We start from the raw sequence: 16,046 nt of genomic DNA, 5'->3' as shown, positions 1-16,046 counted from the left end.
TGTCATCACCAGTGCCAGCGTTGCGCTGCATTCCTTGTCCCGACCACCTAGACCGGGTCGTTGTCGGTCGGGGGTTGCTCCGCGGCGGGAGCCTGTGACCATGCCGCATTGCACAATTTTGCGACCTTGCCCACAATGCACGCATGGTCCGCAGCTCACTCGCCGTCCTGGTCATCGACGAAAACCGTATCCGCGCCGCGATCATCGAGGCAGGTTTGCGCGAGGCCGGCCATGAGCGGGTCACCGTCATCCACGACGTGACCGGCATTGCGCGGCGCATCGCCGAGATCGAGCCGGACGTCATCGTCATCGATCTGGAAAACCCGAACCGCGACATGCTGGAAAACATGTTCCAGCTGTCGCGTGCGGTGAAGCGGCCGATCGCCATGTTCGTCGACCGATCGGACCAGGCATCGATCGAAGCGGCGGTCGATGCCGGCGTTTCGGCCTATGTGGTCGACGGCCTCAGGCAAGAGCGCGTCAAGCCGATCCTGGACATGGCGGTCAGCCGCTTCAACGCTTTCTCGCGCATGGCGCGCGAGCTGGAAGAGGTTCGAGGGGAGCTTGAGAGCCGCAAGGTGATCGACCGTGCCAAGGGCATCCTGATGAAGTCGCGCGGCCTGACCGAAGAGGCCGCCTACACGCTGCTGCGCAAGACGGCGATGAACCAGAACCGCAAGATCGGCGACATTGCCCAGAGCCTGGTGACTGCCGCCGGGCTGCTCGGGCCGTCGGAGGACGAATGAGCATGAGCGCCGAGCACCAGATCACCGCCGGCTTCATGCCGCTCTTCGACAGTGCCGTGCTGGTTGCGGCGGGTGAGCTTGGATTTGCCGCACGCGAGGGCATCGATCTCACACTGCACCGCGAGACCTCCTGGGCCAACATCCGCGACCGCATCGCCATCGGCCATTTCCACCTGGCGCACATGCTGGGGCCGATGCCGCTCGCCTGCAATCTCGGGCTGACGCCGCTTGCTTCCGAGACCATCGTGCCGTTTTCGCTCGGGCTTGGCGGCAATTGCGTCACCATCTCCAACGCTGTCTGGGAAGGCATGGCGGCACACGGCGCCATACCCGATCTCGAGCCCGCGCGCGCGGGCGCAGCCCTCGGTGCCTTCATTCGCGACCGCGCCGGGGCTGGCGGCGATCCGCTGCGCTTTGCCGTGGTGCACCCGCATTCGGGGCATAATTACGAACTGCGCTACTGGCTTGCCGGGTGCGGCATCGATCCGGAGCGCGAGATCGAGATCGTCATCGTGCCACCGCCCTTCATGGCCGATGCGCTGGTCGCCGGGCGGATCGACGGCTACTGCGTCGGCGAGCCCTGGAACAGCGCCTCGGTCGCCGCCGGCACCGGCCATATCGTCACCATCAAGGCGCTGCTGTGGCGCAACAGTCCGGAGAAGGTGATCGGCGTGCGCAAGGCCTGGTCGCAGGAGAACCCGGTCGCGCTGGCAGCATTGCTGCGCGCGCTGCATCATTCGGCGCGCTGGTGCCAGGATCCGGGCAACCACGCCGAACTGGCAGGTGTGATGGCTCAAGCTGGCTTCCTCGGCCTGCCACCAGCTGTCCAGATGCCGATCCTGACCGGCCATCTTGAACTGGGCGGCGGCGCCGAACTGGATGTCGACGACTTCTTCCTGCCCTTCGACAAGGCGGCGAACTTTCCGTGGAAGAGCCATGCGCTGTGGTTCTATACGCAGATGGTGCGCTGGGGGCATGTCGAGCACACGCCGGAAAACCTTGCTATCGCCCGTGACTGCTACCGTCCGGACCTCTACCGCTCGGCGCTAAAGCCGCTTGGCGTTGCACTTCCCGGCGCCAATGCGAAGGTCGAGGGCGCGCTTAAGGTCGCCACGGCTGTCGGTGCGACTGGGGCAGGCTTGGTGCTTGGGCCGGACGGCTTCTTCGACGGTCAGACCTTCGACCCCGACGACATCGACGGCTATATAGCGCGCCAGAAAGTCGCTCGCGCGGAAGCCTGATCATTCTCGCGCCATTCTTGTGCATTGCACAAAAAATGTGCGTGCGATTGCTGTAATGAACAATCTTTGACCTGCTTGCGATGTCGCCTCGCGTGCCGGCGTCTGGCGCGTAATGTTGATTTCATTTAGGTTTTTCGTTTCACTCAGAACTGGCACGGTTCCTGCTTTGAATTAGCCAGACCCTTCGCGGGTCACGGAACAGGCGTCCAATGGCGGGCGCCACAGGCAAAGCTGCCGCTCAGGTCAACGACGCGATCCCGGATGTACGGACGCGCGAGGCCTGGACGGCGGCTTTTTTGTTTTGGGCCACTCGACGAAGCGTTCAACCGGAGATCACGATGAAAGAAAAAATAGGGAAATGGATCGGGACGGGAACATCGCTCAAGGATGTGACGCGCCGCGATTTTCTTGTCAGCAGCGCCATGACGGCCGGCCTGTTCGTGGCGGCCCGCAAGCTCTTCCCCTCGGGCGCCTATGCCGCCACGACCGCTCCGGAGGTCACCGGCGCCAAGCTCGGCTTCATCGCTTTGACCGACGCGGCGCCGCTGATGATCGCCAAGGAGAAGGGGCTGTTCGCCAAGTTCGGCATGCCCGACGTCGAGGTGATCAAGCAGGCCTCCTGGGGCGCGACGCGCGACAATCTGATGCTCGGCGGCGAAGCCAACGGCATCGACGGCGCTCACATCCTGACGCCGCTGCCCTATCTCATGCACACCGGCAAGGTGACGCAGAACAACCAGCCGATGCCGATGGCTATCGTGGCGCGGCTCAACTACGACTGCCAGGGCATTTCGGTTGCGCAGGAATACGCCGGCACCGGTGTCGGCCTCGACGCCTCCAAGCTGAAGGACGCCTTCGCCGCCAAGAAGGCGGCCGGCAAGGAAATCAAGGCCGCCATGACGTTCCCGGGCGGCACGCATGATTTGTGGCTGCGCTATTGGCTGGCCGCCGGCGGCATCGATCCCGACAAGGACGTCTCGACCATCGTCGTGCCGCCGCCGCAGATGGTCGCCAACATGAAAGTCGGCAACATGGACGTGTTCTGCGTTGGCGAACCGTGGAACGAACAGCTCGTCCACCAGGGCGTTGGTTTCACCGCCGCCACCACCGGCGAACTGTGGAAGGGTCATCCCGAAAAGGCGCTCGGCCTCCGCGCCGAATTCATCGACAAATACCCGAACGCCACCAAGGCGATCGTGATGGCCGTCATGGAGGCCCAGCAATGGTGTGAGGCCACGGAGAACAAGGACGAGATGGCCGCCATCATCGGCAAGCGGCAATGGATGAACGTGCCTGTCGCCGACATTATCGGCCGCCTCAAGGGCGACATCAACTACGGCAATGGCCGCGTGGCCACCGGCACTGACCTCTACATGAAATTCTGGAAGGGTGGCGTCTCCTATCCCTACAAGAGCCACGACAGCTGGTTCCTCGCCGAAAACATCCGTTGGGGAAAATTCGCGCCGACCACCGACATCAAGACGCTGGTCGATCAGGTCAATCGCGAGGATATCTGGCGCGAGGCGGCGAAGGATCTCGGCGTTGCCGCAGCCGATATTCCGGCCTCGTCGTCGCGTGGCGTCGAGACATTCTTCGACGGCAAGATTTTCGACCCGGCCAACCCGTCGGCCTATCTCGACAGCCTGAAGATCAAGGCATCGGCTTGACCGGCGCAAACGGCGCGTTGCGCCGTTTGTCGCCCCCAGCGCAACGGCGCTTCGCCGCTTGTCGCCCGCATCGACCCCGGAGTTATACTCAGACATGTCCATCCAAGCCATTGAGGAAACCACGGTGAAGGCGTTCCCCGCGAAGCCTGCCGCGGTCATCGCTTTCACCGCCAAAGCGCGGCGCCGCTTCGACCCGATCGCGATCGCCGGCAGGCTGGCCACCGCCCTGGTGCCGCCGGTCATCGTTATCGCCTTCATGCTGGTCGTGTGGCAGATCGCCTGCTCGTCGCCGACCGCCAGCCTGCCGCCGCCCAGCCAGGTGTGGAACGAGGCCTATGACCTGATCGCGCATCCGTTCTTCAACAACGGCCCGCAGGATATCGGCCTTGCGTGGCGGGTGCTGATCTCTCTGCAGCGCGTCGCCATCGGCTTCGGCCTGGCGGCGATCGTCGGCGTCGCGCTCGGCGCCCTGGTCGGCCAGTCGATCTGGGCCATGCGTGGCCTCGATCCGGTGTTCCAGATACTGCGCACCGTGCCGCCGCTGGCCTGGTTGCCGCTGTCGCTGGCTGCTTTCCGCGATTCCAGCCCGTCGGCGCTGTTCGTTATCTTCATCACCTCGATCTGGCCGATCATCATCAACACCGCCGTCGGCGTGCGAAACATTCCGGAAGACTACCGCAACGTCTCACGCATCTTGCGGCTCAACCAGTTCGAATTCTTCGTCAAGATCATGGTTCCGGCCGCCGCACCCTACATCTTCACCGGCCTCAGAATCGGCATCGGCCTGTCCTGGCTCGCCATCGTCGCCGCCGAAATGCTGACCGGCGGCGTCGGCATCGGCTTCTTCATCTGGGACGCCTGGAACTCGTCGCGGCTGCCCGACATCATCGTCGCGCTCGCCTATATCGGCGTCACCGGTTTCTGCCTCGACCGCCTGGTCGCTGCGGTCGGCGCTTTCGTCACCCGCGGCACAACGGCAAAGTGAGGAGAGGGCGATGACGGCCTATCTGAAGCTCGACCATATCGACAAATCCTTTGCCCGCGGCGGTCAGGTCAGCGAGGTGCTCAAGGACATCAGGCTGACCATCGACAAGGGCGAATTCGTCTCCATCATCGGCCATTCCGGCTGTGGCAAGTCGACCTTGCTCAATCTGATCGCCGGGCTGACCAAGGTTTCCGCCGGCGCCGTGCTGCTTGAAAACAAGGAGGTCGACAGCCCCGGACCCGAGCGCGCCGTGGTGTTCCAGAACCACAGCCTGCTGCCATGGCTCACCGTCTACGAAAACATCAGCCTGGCGGTGTCGAAAGTCTTTGGTCGTTCCAAGAGCAGGACCGAACGGCATGACTGGATCATGCGCAATCTTGATCTCGTGCAGATGGCCCATGCCAAGGACAAGCGGCCGGCCGAAATATCGGGCGGCATGAAGCAGCGCGTCGGCATTGCCCGGGCGCTTGCCATGGAGCCGAAGATCCTGTTGCTCGACGAGCCGTTCGGTGCACTCGACGCGCTGACGCGCGCCCATCTTCAGGACGCGGTCATGGACATCCATTCCAGGCTCGGCTCGACGACGATCATGATCACCCACGATGTCGACGAGGCGGTATTGTTGTCCGATCGCATCGTCATGATGACCAACGGTCCGGCGGCGACCATCGGCGAGGTGCTTGCGGTGCCGCTGGCACGGCCGCGTCGCCGCGTCGAACTCTCTTCCGACCGCACCTTTTTGCGCTGCCGCGAAGCGGTGCTGAAGTTCCTCTATGAACGTCATCGCTTCGTCGAAGCCGCGGAGTAACGCCATGACCGAAAAGCTCGTCATCATCGGCAACGGCATGGCCCCTGGGCGCATGCTGGAGCATCTGCTCGAACAGGCGCCGGGCCGCTACACCGTGACCATCTTCAACGCCGAGCCGCGGGTGAACTACGACCGCATCATGCTGTCGCCGGTTCTCTCCGGCGAAAAGGCCTATGAGGAAATCATCATCCACGGCGACGGCTGGTACATCGCCAACAACATCACCCTCTACAAGGGTCACAAGATCGTCGCCATCGACCGGGCGGCCAAGACCGTCACCTCCGACCACGGCGTCACCGAGCCTTACGACAAGCTCGTCATCGCCACCGGATCAGTGCCTTTCATCATTCCGGTGCCCGGTCACGATCTGCCGGGCGTGCTGACCTATCGCGACCTCGACGATGTTCAGGCCATGATGCTTGCCGCCCAGTCGCGCGCCAAGGCCGTGGTCATCGGCGGCGGCCTGCTCGGGCTGGAGGCGGCAGCAGGTTTGAACGCCCAAGGCATGGACGTCACCGTGCTGCATGTCATGCCGACATTGATGGAGCGTCAGCTCGATCCAGCCGCCGGCTATCTCCTGCAGCGCGCGGTGGAACAGCGCGGCATCAAGGTCATCACCAAGGCCAACACCCAGGCGATCACCGGCAACGGCAAGGTCGGGCAGGTGGAGCTTGCCGACGGCACCATCATCCCGGCAACGCTGGTGGTGATGGCGGTCGGCATCCGGCCGAATGCGGCGCTGGCCAAGGAGGCCGGCATAGCCGTCAATCGTGGTATTGTCGTCGATGCCGGCATGCGCAGCAACGACCCCGACGTCTACGCGCTCGGCGAATGCGCCGAGGTCAACGGCCAGGTCTACGGGCTGGTCGCGCCGCTCTACGAGATGGCGCGCGTTGCCGCGAACCAGTTGGCCGGCAACGAGGCAGCGGCCTTCGTCCACATGGACACGCCGACCAAGCTCAAGGTCACCGGCATCGACCTGTTCTCGCTTGGCGACTTCGCCGAAGGCGAGGACCGCCAGGAGATCGTGCTGCGCGATGCCGCCGCCGGCGTCTACAAGCGCCTTGTGCTCAAGGACGACCGCATCATCGGCACCGTGCTTTATGGCGAGACGGCGGATGGGGCCTGGTTCAACGATCTCAAGAAGAAGCAGACCGACATATCGGAGATGCGCGACACGCTCATCTTCGGCCAGTCCTACCAGGGGGGTGCCCCGCTGGACCCTATGGCGGCCGTTGCAGCCTTGCCGGATGATGCGGAAATCTGCGGCTGCAACGGCGTTTGCAAGGGAAAGATCACCGGCGCGATCACGGCCAAGGGCCTGGCTTCGCTCGACGACGTGCGCGCCCACACCAAGGCATCGGCTTCCTGCGGTTCGTGCACCGGGCTGGTCGAGAAGCTGATGGTGCTGACCATCGGCGACAAATACAACCCGGCCGCCGTGCAACCGATGTGCGGCTGCACCACGCTCGGCCATGACGAGGTGCGCCGGCTGATCATCGCCAAGAGCCTGAAGACCATTCCCGCCGTCATGCAGGAGCTGGAATGGACGACCTCCTGCGGCTGCGCAAAATGTCGGCCGGCGCTCAACTACTACCTCGTCTGCGACTGGCCGAACGATTACGCCGACGACTATCAGTCGCGCTTCATCAACGAACGCGTCCACGCCAACATCCAGAAGGACGGCACCTATTCGGTGGTGCCGCGCATGTGGGGCGGCGTCACCAACGCCGCCGAACTGCGCGCCATCGCCGACGTCGTCGACAAGTTCGAGATACCGATGGTCAAGGTCACCGGCGGCCAGCGCATCGACATGCTGGGCATCCGCAAGGAGGATCTGCCGGCGGTGTGGGCCGATCTCGGCCAGGCCGGCTTCGTCTCAGGCCATGCTTACGCCAAGGGCCTGCGCACGGTGAAGACCTGTGTCGGCTCCGACTGGTGCCGCTTCGGCACGCAGGATTCGACCGGCCTCGGCATTCGCATCGAGAAATTCATGTGGGGCTCGTGGACCCCGGCCAAGGTCAAAATGGCGGTGTCGGGCTGTCCGCGCAACTGCGCCGAGGCGACCTGCAAGGATGTCGGCGTGATCTGTGTCGACAGTGGCTACGAGATCCATTTCGCCGGCGCCGCCGGCCTCGACATCAAGGGCACCGAAGTGCTTGGCCTGGTCAAGACCGAGGACGAGGCGCTGGAGCATATCGTGGCGCTGACGCAGATGTATCGCGAGCAGGGCCGCTATCTCGAGCGCATCTACAAATGGGCCAAGCGCATCGGCATCCCCGAGATCAAGCGCCAGATCATGGACGACGGTGCAAAGCGCAAGGCCTATTACGAGCGCTTCGTCTTCAGCCAGAAATTCGCCCAGGTCGACCCGTGGTCGGAACGCGTCTCCGGCAAGGACAAGCACGAGTTCCGGCCAATGGCTTCTGTCGGGTTTGCGCAGGCGGCGGAGTGATCAAAATGGACTGGATATCGATCGGCTCACTCTCCGACATCCCGCGGCGTGGCGCGCGCTGCGTCGACACACCCGAGGGCAAGATCGCCGTCTTCCGCACGCAGGACGATCAGGTCTATGCCATCGACGATCATTGCCCGCACAGAGGTGGGCCGCTGAGCCAAGGCATCGTCCACGGCACCGCCGTCACCTGTCCCTTGCACAATTGGGTCATCTCGCTGGAGACGGGCAAGGCGCTCGGCGCCGACGAGGGCGCCGTGCGCACCATTCCTGTGCGGATCGAGGGCGAGCTCCTGTTCATTGCGCTGAAAGCGCTGGCCAGCCGCGCGGCCTGAAGCATGGAACTGGGCGAAGCGCGCGAGGTGAGGACCACCTGCCCCTATTGCGGGGTGGGTTGCGGCGTGCTGGCGAAAGTCGCCGCGGACGGTGAAGTCAGCGTCCGCGGCGACCCCGACCATCCAGCGAACTTCGGCCGGCTCTGCTCCAAGGGCTCGGCCCTGGCCGAAACCATCGACCTCGACGGCAGGCTGCTCTACCCCGAAATCCACGGTCGCCGTGCCGGCTGGGACGAGGCGCTCGACCGCGTCGCTTCGACCTTTTCGCAAACCATCGCCGAGCACGGTCCTGACTCCGTCGCCTTCTATGTCTCCGGCCAGTTGCTGACCGAAGACTACTATGTCGCCAACAAGCTGATGAAGGGCTTCATCGGCTCGGCCAACATCGACACCAATTCGCGGCTATGCATGGCCTCCTCGGTTGCCGGCCACCGCCGCGCCTTCGGCTCCGACACCGTGCCCGGCACCTACGAGGATCTCGAGCTCGCCGACCTGATCGTGCTGGTCGGCTCCAATCTCGCCTGGTGCCATCCCGTGCTCTTCCAGCGCATCGCGGCGGCCCGGGAAAAACGACCGGAGATGAAGGTCGTGCTGGTCGACCCGCGCCGCACCATGACCGCTGATATCGCCGACATTCACCTGGCGATCGCGCCGGATGGCGACGTTGCTTTGTTCACTGGTCTGCTCGCCTGGCTCGGCCAGCACAACGCACTCGACCGCGGCTATGTGACCGCACACACGACCGGCTTCGGCCAAGCTCTCTTCGCCGCATCGGCGCTCGACCTTGCCGGCATTGCCGCCGCCACCGGCCTGAGCGAGGACGAGCTCACCCGCTTCTACAACCTGTTCGCCGCGACTGCGAAAACCGTCACTGTCTACAGCCAGGGAGTGAACCAGTCGTCTTCGGGCACCGACAAGGTCAACGCCATCATCAACTGCCATCTCGCCACCGGCCGCATCGGCAAACCTGGGGCAGGACCGTTTTCAGTGACCGGCCAGCCCAACGCCATGGGCGGCCGCGAGGTCGGCGGCATGGCCAATATGCTGGCCGCCCATATGGAGATCGAAAACCCCGAGCACCGTGACCGCGTGCAGCGTTTCTGGAATGCGCCGGCCGTCGCCCCAAAGCCCGGTCTGAAGGCGGTCGAGATGTTTCAGGCGATCGCCGCCGGCCGCATCAAGGCATTGTGGATCATGGCCACCAACCCGGTCGACTCGATGCCGGATGCCGATGCCGTCGAGGCGGCGATCAAGGCCTGCCCGTTTGTCGTGGTTTCGGATGTGCTGGCGAGCACGGACACCGTGCGTCACGCCCATGTGCGGCTACCCGCCGCCGCCTGGGGCGAGAAGGACGGCACCGTGACCAATTCAGAGCGCCGCATCTCGCGCCAGCGCAGCTTTCTTGCGGTGCCCGGCGAGGCGCGGCCGGATTGGCAGATCATTGCCGAGGTGGGCAAGCGGATGGGGTTTGGCGAGGCGTTTGCGCATGTGACGCCGGCGGAGGTTTTCGCCGAACACGCCGCGCTGTCGGGTTTCGAGAATGACGGCGCGCGGGATTTCGATATCGGCGCTTATGGTGCGATCGATGCCGACGCCTATGAAGAATTGGCTCCGTTCCAGTGGCCGGCGCCGAGCACAGCCACCCCCTCTGGCCTGCCGGCCATCTCCCCCGCAAGGGGGGAGATCAGCCGTCGCCTCGGCCTTCGCCAATTACCAACGATGCAGAAGATATGCCGGCGTCAAAGCTGCCAATCTCCCCCCTTGCGGGGGAGATGTCCGGCAGGACAGAGGGGGGTGTTCAAGCGGGACTTGACCCTTCCAACACCCGCTTCTTCGCCAACGGCAATTTCTACAATCCCGACCGCAAGGCCCGCTTCATCGCCATTCGTCCCATCGTCGAGACACGCACCAGCCCGGACTATCCGCTGATCCTCAACACCGGCCGCGTTCGCGACCATTGGCACACAATGACCCGCACCGGCAAAAGCCCACGTCTCTCCCAGCACATGGCCGAGCCCTTCGTCGAGATCCACCCGGCGGATGCCACGCATCACGGCATTGGCGACGCCGACATCGTGCGCGTCTCCAGCCCGCGCGGCGATGTGCTGGTGCGCGCGCTGGTGACGGCACGCCAGCGCCAGGGGAGCGTGTTTGCGCCGATGCACTGGACTGACCAGTTTTCGGCAAAAGGCCGGCTCGACACGCTGACCGCGCCTCTGACCGATCCGGTTTCCGGTCAGCCTGCGCTGAAACATGTCGGCGCCCGCATCGAGAAGTTCGCCGCGAGAGCCTTCGGCTTCGCCGTGGTGCGCCGCAAGCCGGTGGCGGTCGCAGCAGATTACTGGGCCGTGGCCAAATGCAAGGGCGGCTGGCGGGTGGAGCTTGCCTTTGCTGACGACGACATCGACTGGGCTGGTTTTGCTGGTTCGCTTTTCGATGTTCCCGTAGCCGATACGCTCGCTTATCACGACCGCGATACCGGCCAGCATCGTATTGCTGCCTTCGACGACCAGCACCTCGCCGGGGCTTTGTTTATCGCGTCGGGACCGGTGGCGGTTTCGCGGGGTTGGGCGGCACAGCAACTCCAGGAGGTTCACACCAGCCAGCGCGAACGCTTCAGGATCGTCGCCGGTCGCGCCGGCGCCGATCGGCCCGATTCGGGCGCGACCGTCTGCTCCTGTTTCAGCGTCGGGGTCAACCAGATCGCGGCGGCAGTGGCAGCCGGGTGCGCGACAGTCGAAGCCATAGGCGGCGCCCTGAAGGCCGGCACCAATTGCGGCTCCTGCCGGTCCGAGATCCGGGCGGTCATCCAGGCCAATCGGGTTCAGGCTGCGGAGTAGATGCGGCTGGATGGGGAGGGGATCTGAAGATACCCTCTTGGGCACCAAGGCCATCGATTGCGGAAGGTGGTGGCGGTCCTTTTCGGGCCACTATGAGCGCGCCGGCAGGGGGATCACCTGGCTTGGCTGTCTAATCCAGCCGGTCGCGCAGGATGCTCCAGGGGAGCAGCATATTCGGTGCATAGCGCACGAGGTTGTGCAGCGGGATCGGCGCTGGCGGTGCGAAGGGGAGCGGCAGAAATCGGGCGTCCGTTCCGCTCGCCCAGTCCGCCAGCACTTTGCCCATTGCCGTGGTCATGGCGATGCCGCGACCGTTGCAGGCGAAGCCGGCGATCAGGCCCGGGCCGAGGTCGATGAGACGCGGCAGGAAATCCGGCACCACCGCCGCCACGCCTGTCCAGCTGTAGGCAAGCGGCGGCAGGTCAGGCAAATCGAGATGCCTGGCGAGCCGTCGCCAAATCGTTTGCGGCATGCGCGTCTCAGCGCCGGCTCCGACGACATGCATGCCGCCGCTGATCAGCCGGTTCTGGCCATCGAAGCGGCACGTGAACAGGTTGCGCCTGGTGTCGCCAACGCCCTGGCCGCCGGGCAGCAGGCGCGCGCGTATGGCGCGCGGCAGCGGCGCAGTGGCGATCTGGAAGACTTTCAGCGGGATATAGGTCCGCGCCAGTGTCCGGTTCAGTGCCCCGCCATAGGCGTTGGTGGCGATCACCACCTTGCCCGCACGCACGGCGCCGGATGCGGTCGTCAAGGTCCAGCCATCCGCAGCGCGGTCGATGGAAGCGACGCGCGTCTGCTCGAAGATCCGCGCGCCGGCTTTTTCGGCGGCATCGGCCAGGCCGCGCGCATACTCGACCGGATTGAGGACGCCGCCCGAGTTATCCATCCAACCGCCGGCGTAGCCGCCGATACCGGTGAGCGTCGTGACCGCCTTGGCATCGAGCGTTACGGTCGGCCTGCCCCGCGCCGCCCATTGCTCGGCGCGCGATCGCGTCTTTTCCAGCGCGGCGGACGAATGCGCCGGCTGGATCCAACCATTCTGCACAGCGTCGCATTCGATGCCATGCCGCTTGATCAGGCCGAAGACCAGGTCAGCGCTTCCCGCGGCGAAATCGATCAGCCTCCCGCCGCGCTCGGGTCCGAGTTCGGTGATGATGTCGTCTGGATCCCGCTTGGCGAAGTTCGGAACGACGAAGCCGGCATTCCGGCCGGTCGCACCCCAAGCGATGAATTCGGCTTCGAGGACCGCGACCGAAAGCCCTTTCTCAGAGGCATGCAATGCCGTCGACAGGCCGGAAAAGCCGCCGCCCACAATCGCGAGATCGACGTCGAGTCCGCCTTGCAGCGCGCCCCGGTCGCGGCGGTTGCGGCTGACGGCATGCCAGAGCGAAACGCCATACGCTTGCTGCCGGATCATGGCATTCATGATCCGGCCTCGTTCTCGTTGGCCGCCGCCTTTGTCTGTGTGCCGGGCTTCGGTCGGCGCGGCCGGTCGCCGAACAATCCGTTAGGCCGGATCAGCAGGATGACGCAGAGCATGACGCCGATGGCGACGATCTGCAGTGAGGCCGCGCGTGCCTGCTGCTCGGGCGCAAACAGCACGCTGGTCAGCGTGCCCGACCCCGCCCATATCGCCCAGACCAGGATGCTGCCGGCAACGGCGCCGGCATTGCTGCCCGAGCCGCCGACGATCAGCATCACCCAGACCTGGAAGGTCAGGATCGGCAGATAGTTATCGGGCGCGATGAAGCCGGTGAAATGCGCCTGCAAAGCGCCGGCCAGCGCCATGATAGCGCCGCCGACGGCGAAGGCCTGGACGCGGTAGAAGCGCGCGCTCTTGCCCAGCGAAATCGCCGCTCGCTCGTCCTCGCGCAGCGCCTTGAGCACGCGGCCCCAGGGGCTGCGCGACAGGTGCTCCAGAGCGAGATAGGCGATCAGCGTCACAGCCGAAACGACGGCGAGGTTCGACAGGTTGAACAGCAGCGGCGTTTCGGCAAGGCCGCCGAACGGGCGCGGGATGAAACCGATGCCGAACGGGCCGCCGGTGAGTTTCTGCGCGTTGAGCGCGACCAGCTGCACGACGACGGCGACGCCGAAGGTGGTGATCGCCAGGTAGTCGGATCGCAGACGCAGCGTGGCCATGCCGGTAAGTGCTGCGGCGATACCGCCGACGACCATGGCGCCCGCCCAGCCGACCAGGATCGGCAGACCGAAGCCGCCGAAGCGCGCGGCATCGTCCGGGGTCGTCAGCAGCGCCGATGTATAGGCGCCGATGGCGACGAATCCGGCAAGGCCGACATTGAAAAGGCCAGTCAGCCCCCACTGCAGATTGAGCCCCAGTGTGACCAGCGAAAAGATCAGTGCGGTGGTCAGGAAGAAGGCGCCGTAGCCGAGCAGGTCCATCAGCGTTCCCTCACACCAAACAGGCCGATCGGCCGAACGAACAGCACCGCCATCAGGATGATGAAGGAGATTGCGGCGCGCCATTCGGCGCCGATCAGCTGCACCGCACCGGCTTCGGCAAGACCGATGATCAAGCCGCCGAGCACGGCGCCCGGAATGCTGCCGATGCCGCCGAGGATGGCTGCTGCAAACATCGGCAGCAGCATGTCGAAGCCCATGAACGGGCGGATCTGCACCAGAATGCCGATCATCACGCCGGCCACGCAGGCCAGCGCCCCGCCGATGATCCAGGTGACACGCACAACGGAGGCAACGTCGATACCGACGATGCGGGCCAGCGCTGCATTCTGGCTCAGCGCCTGCATGGAGCGGCCGGTCTGCGTGCGTGTCATCAACAGATGCACGCCGAGCACCAGCACGGCGGTCAGCAGCAGAAGCGCGATCTGATCGGGCGTGATGCGGATGCCGAAGCCGACCGGCATGGCGATCTGGATCGCGCGGCTGAAATAGGTCGGCCGTGAGCTGAAGGTGAATTCGAGCAGGCTGCGCAGCGCCATCGAGGCGCCGAAGCTCGCCATCACCACGATGATGGCTTGCCCCTGCGAGCGCAGCCGCGAAAACAGCACCTTGTCGAGCAACAGCGCCAGCAGGGCAGTGAAAATCATGCCGACAACCAGCGCAACCAGCAGCGGCCAGCCGAAGGACAGCGGTCCAATGGGCGCCACCTTGCCGAACATCGCGCCGATGGTGCTGACGACGGCGAGCGTCGCATAGGTGCCCCAGGCCATGAAGTCGCCATGGGCGAAGTTCGAGAAGCGCAGGATCGAATAGGTGAGCGTCACGCCAATGGCGCCGAGGCCGATCATCGAACCGGTCAGCAACCCATCGACGACAAATTGCAGGCTCATGCCGCGCCTCCCTTGCCGGCGTGAGGGCGTTGGCCGAGATAGAGTTCGGCGACGACAGGATCGTTCCACAATTCGGACGCCACACCCTCGTGCCGGTCCTTGCCTTCGACCAGCACATAGGCGCGGTCGCCGATGGCCAGCGCTGCCTTGGCGTTCTGTTCGACCAGCAGGATGGTGACGCCGGACCTGCGGATGCCGGCCAGCATCTCGAACACCATCGATACGAATTTCGGCGACAGGCCGGCCGACGGCTCGTCGAGCAGCAGCACCTTGGGATGGACGATCAGCGCACGTGCGACGGCGAGCATCTGCCGCTGTCCGCCCGACAGATTGCCGGCGGCGGTGCGGCGCTGGCGGACGAGGTCGGGGAAGGCCGCATACATTTCCTCGATGCGGGCAGGGATTTCGCGTCGCTCGAGGATGCCGCAGGCGACCTTCAGATTGTCCTCGACCGACATCAGCGGGAAGATGTTCTCCGTCTGCGGTACGAAGGCCAGGCCGAGCCGAACCATGGTGTGCGCGGGAGCGGCGGTAATGTCCTTGCCGTCCAGAAATACGGTGCCGCCGGTGATCGGGACAAGGCCGGCGATCGCCTTGATGAAGCTCGACTTGCCGGCGCCGTTGGGACCGAGCACGACGACGATCTCGCCCTTGCCGACGGTGATCGAGGCGCCGCGCACGATCGGCACGCCAAGCTCATAGCCGGCTTCGAGGTTGCGCACGTCGACGACCGTCTCACTCATGCTGGGCTCCGAGATAGGCCTCGATGACGCGCGGGTCGCGGGCGACCTCTTCCGCAGTGCCTTTGCTGAGCAACTGGCCGCTCGCCATGACCAGCACGCGGTGGCAGAGCCGCGTCACCATGTCGATATTGTGCTCGATCAGCAGGAAGGTGATGCCGCGCGCGTTGATGTCGCGGATACGGTCGATGATGATCTCGAGCAGCGTCGCGTTGACGCCGGCCGCCGGTTCGTCGAGCAGGATGATCGCCGGATCGGCCATCATGACGCGGGCGAGTTCGAGCAGCTTGCGCTGGCCGCCGGAAAGCACGCGTGCCGGCTCGTGCGCGAGATGGGTGAGAGTGACCAACTCCAGCAGCTCGAGCGCCTTTGTCCTGGCAGCCCTTTCTTGTGCTGCGACCCGCCAAGGCGTGACGAAGTTGGCGAGCAATTTTTCGCCGGCTTGGCCCTGTGCCGCCAGCATGATGTTTTCGATCAACGTCAGATTGGGCAGGGGGCGTGGGATCTGGAAGGTGCGTCCAAGACCACGGCCGATACGCAGATGAGCGGCTTCGCCGGAGACGCGCGTGCCATTGAGCAGGATATCGCCGCTGGTTGGCAATATGCTGCCCGCCAACAGATCGAACATCGTCGTCTTGCCGGCGCCATTCGGCCCGATCAGGCCGAGGATTTCGCCCGCTTTGACATCAAACGAGACATCGTTGACGGCGACAAGGCCGCCAAAACGCCTGACGACGTTTCGTGCCGTCAGAACCGGCGCACGGGTCTCCTGCCGTTGGCGCTCCGCTGCATCGCTCATCAAACCCTCTGGCCGAAGACGATCGTTGTCGCCTCCTGATTTTTGATTTGTGATCACACTTGCTTTGATCACGATATTCGGCTTTAATTTCATTCGCAAGCCGAAAACGGGGCAAATGC

At 64.7% G+C, this 16,046-nt stretch carries 14 protein-coding genes; 9 read left to right on the top strand and 5 right to left on the bottom strand.

Annotated features, from left to right (window positions below; genetic code table 11):
• Positions 1 to 143 precede the first annotated feature (143 nt).
• The 9 genes from NLY42_RS30210 (at position 144) to NLY42_RS30170 (ending at position 11,077) form a co-directional block, all read left to right on the top strand.
• On the top strand, positions 144 to 746 hold the full coding sequence (locus NLY42_RS30210) for an ANTAR domain-containing response regulator (RefSeq protein ID WP_023667842.1): 603 nt from the start codon (positions 144 to 146) through the stop codon (positions 744 to 746).
• Positions 747 to 748: 2 nt separating this feature from the next.
• Positions 749 to 1,987 carry a CmpA/NrtA family ABC transporter substrate-binding protein gene (locus tag NLY42_RS30205; protein ID WP_031244426.1) on the top strand — a complete coding sequence of 413 codons (1,239 nt, stop codon included), beginning with the start codon at positions 749 to 751 and terminating at the stop codon, positions 1,985 to 1,987.
• Positions 1,988 to 2,325: 338 nt separating this feature from the next.
• Entirely contained in the window at positions 2,326 to 3,654 is a 1,329-nt protein-coding gene (locus NLY42_RS30200) for a CmpA/NrtA family ABC transporter substrate-binding protein (RefSeq protein WP_023667844.1), read from the top strand.
• A gap of 94 nt (positions 3,655 to 3,748) precedes the next feature.
• Positions 3,749 to 4,639, top strand: a complete 891-nt coding sequence (ntrB, locus tag NLY42_RS30195) for a nitrate ABC transporter permease (RefSeq protein WP_023682697.1) — start codon at positions 3,749 to 3,751, stop codon at positions 4,637 to 4,639.
• 10 nt (positions 4,640 to 4,649) lie between these two features.
• Complete coding sequence (locus tag NLY42_RS30190; RefSeq protein WP_023682696.1) at positions 4,650 to 5,447, top strand: ABC transporter ATP-binding protein; 798 nt, start codon at positions 4,650 to 4,652, stop codon at positions 5,445 to 5,447.
• 4 nt (positions 5,448 to 5,451) lie between these two features.
• Positions 5,452 to 7,902 carry a nitrite reductase large subunit NirB gene (gene nirB / locus NLY42_RS30185; RefSeq protein WP_023708118.1) on the top strand — a complete coding sequence of 817 codons (2,451 nt, stop codon included), beginning with the start codon at positions 5,452 to 5,454 and terminating at the stop codon, positions 7,900 to 7,902.
• A 5-nt stretch (positions 7,903 to 7,907) separates the two neighbouring features.
• Positions 7,908 to 8,237 carry a nitrite reductase small subunit NirD gene (nirD, locus tag NLY42_RS30180; protein ID WP_023686954.1) on the top strand — a complete coding sequence of 110 codons (330 nt, stop codon included), beginning with the start codon at positions 7,908 to 7,910 and terminating at the stop codon, positions 8,235 to 8,237.
• Positions 8,238 to 8,240: 3 nt separating this feature from the next.
• On the top strand, positions 8,241 to 10,166 hold the full coding sequence (locus NLY42_RS30175; RefSeq protein ID WP_286497552.1) for a molybdopterin-dependent oxidoreductase: 1,926 nt from the start codon (positions 8,241 to 8,243) through the stop codon (positions 10,164 to 10,166).
• Between the two features lie 38 nt (positions 10,167 to 10,204).
• Complete coding sequence (locus NLY42_RS30170; protein WP_286497578.1) at positions 10,205 to 11,077, top strand: molybdopterin dinucleotide binding domain-containing protein; 873 nt, start codon at positions 10,205 to 10,207, stop codon at positions 11,075 to 11,077.
• A gap of 130 nt (positions 11,078 to 11,207) precedes the next feature.
• Here the strand turns inward: NLY42_RS30170 and NLY42_RS30165 are convergent, their stop codons facing one another.
• Genes NLY42_RS30165 through NLY42_RS30145 form a run of 5 tightly spaced genes read right to left on the bottom strand, consistent with a single transcriptional unit; the run spans position 11,208 to position 15,927 of the window.
• Positions 11,208 to 12,503 (bottom strand): NAD(P)/FAD-dependent oxidoreductase, encoded by a 1,296-nt coding sequence (locus tag NLY42_RS30165; RefSeq protein WP_023753976.1) that lies wholly within the window; start codon positions 12,501 to 12,503, stop codon positions 11,208 to 11,210.
• The gene (locus NLY42_RS30160) at positions 12,500 to 13,483 is read right to left on the bottom strand and encodes a branched-chain amino acid ABC transporter permease (RefSeq protein WP_023692250.1); all 984 of its coding nucleotides are present in this window, start codon (positions 13,481 to 13,483) and stop codon (positions 12,500 to 12,502) included. The genes NLY42_RS30165 and NLY42_RS30160 overlap by 4 nt, the downstream gene beginning before the upstream one ends.
• The gene (locus NLY42_RS30155; RefSeq protein ID WP_023753977.1) at positions 13,480 to 14,388 is read right to left on the bottom strand and encodes a branched-chain amino acid ABC transporter permease; all 909 of its coding nucleotides are present in this window, start codon (positions 14,386 to 14,388) and stop codon (positions 13,480 to 13,482) included. The genes NLY42_RS30160 and NLY42_RS30155 overlap by 4 nt, the downstream gene beginning before the upstream one ends.
• Positions 14,385 to 15,131, bottom strand: a complete 747-nt coding sequence (locus NLY42_RS30150) for a branched-chain amino acid ABC transporter ATP-binding protein (protein ID WP_023753978.1) — start codon at positions 15,129 to 15,131, stop codon at positions 14,385 to 14,387. Before NLY42_RS30150 ends, NLY42_RS30155 begins: the two co-directional genes overlap by 4 nt.
• Positions 15,124 to 15,927: an ABC transporter ATP-binding protein gene (locus NLY42_RS30145; RefSeq protein WP_023753979.1), complete on the bottom strand. Its 804-nt coding sequence runs from the start codon at positions 15,925 to 15,927 to the stop codon at positions 15,124 to 15,126. The genes NLY42_RS30150 and NLY42_RS30145 overlap by 8 nt, the downstream gene beginning before the upstream one ends.
• Between the last annotated feature and the right edge of the window lie 119 nt (positions 15,928 to 16,046).

Source organism: Mesorhizobium sp. C372A, assembly GCF_030323245.1.
Lineage (GTDB): Bacteria > Pseudomonadota > Alphaproteobacteria > Rhizobiales > Rhizobiaceae > Mesorhizobium.
The sequence above is the reverse complement of the archived record's forward strand: the minus strand, read 5'-3'. Positions and strand labels throughout refer to the sequence as shown.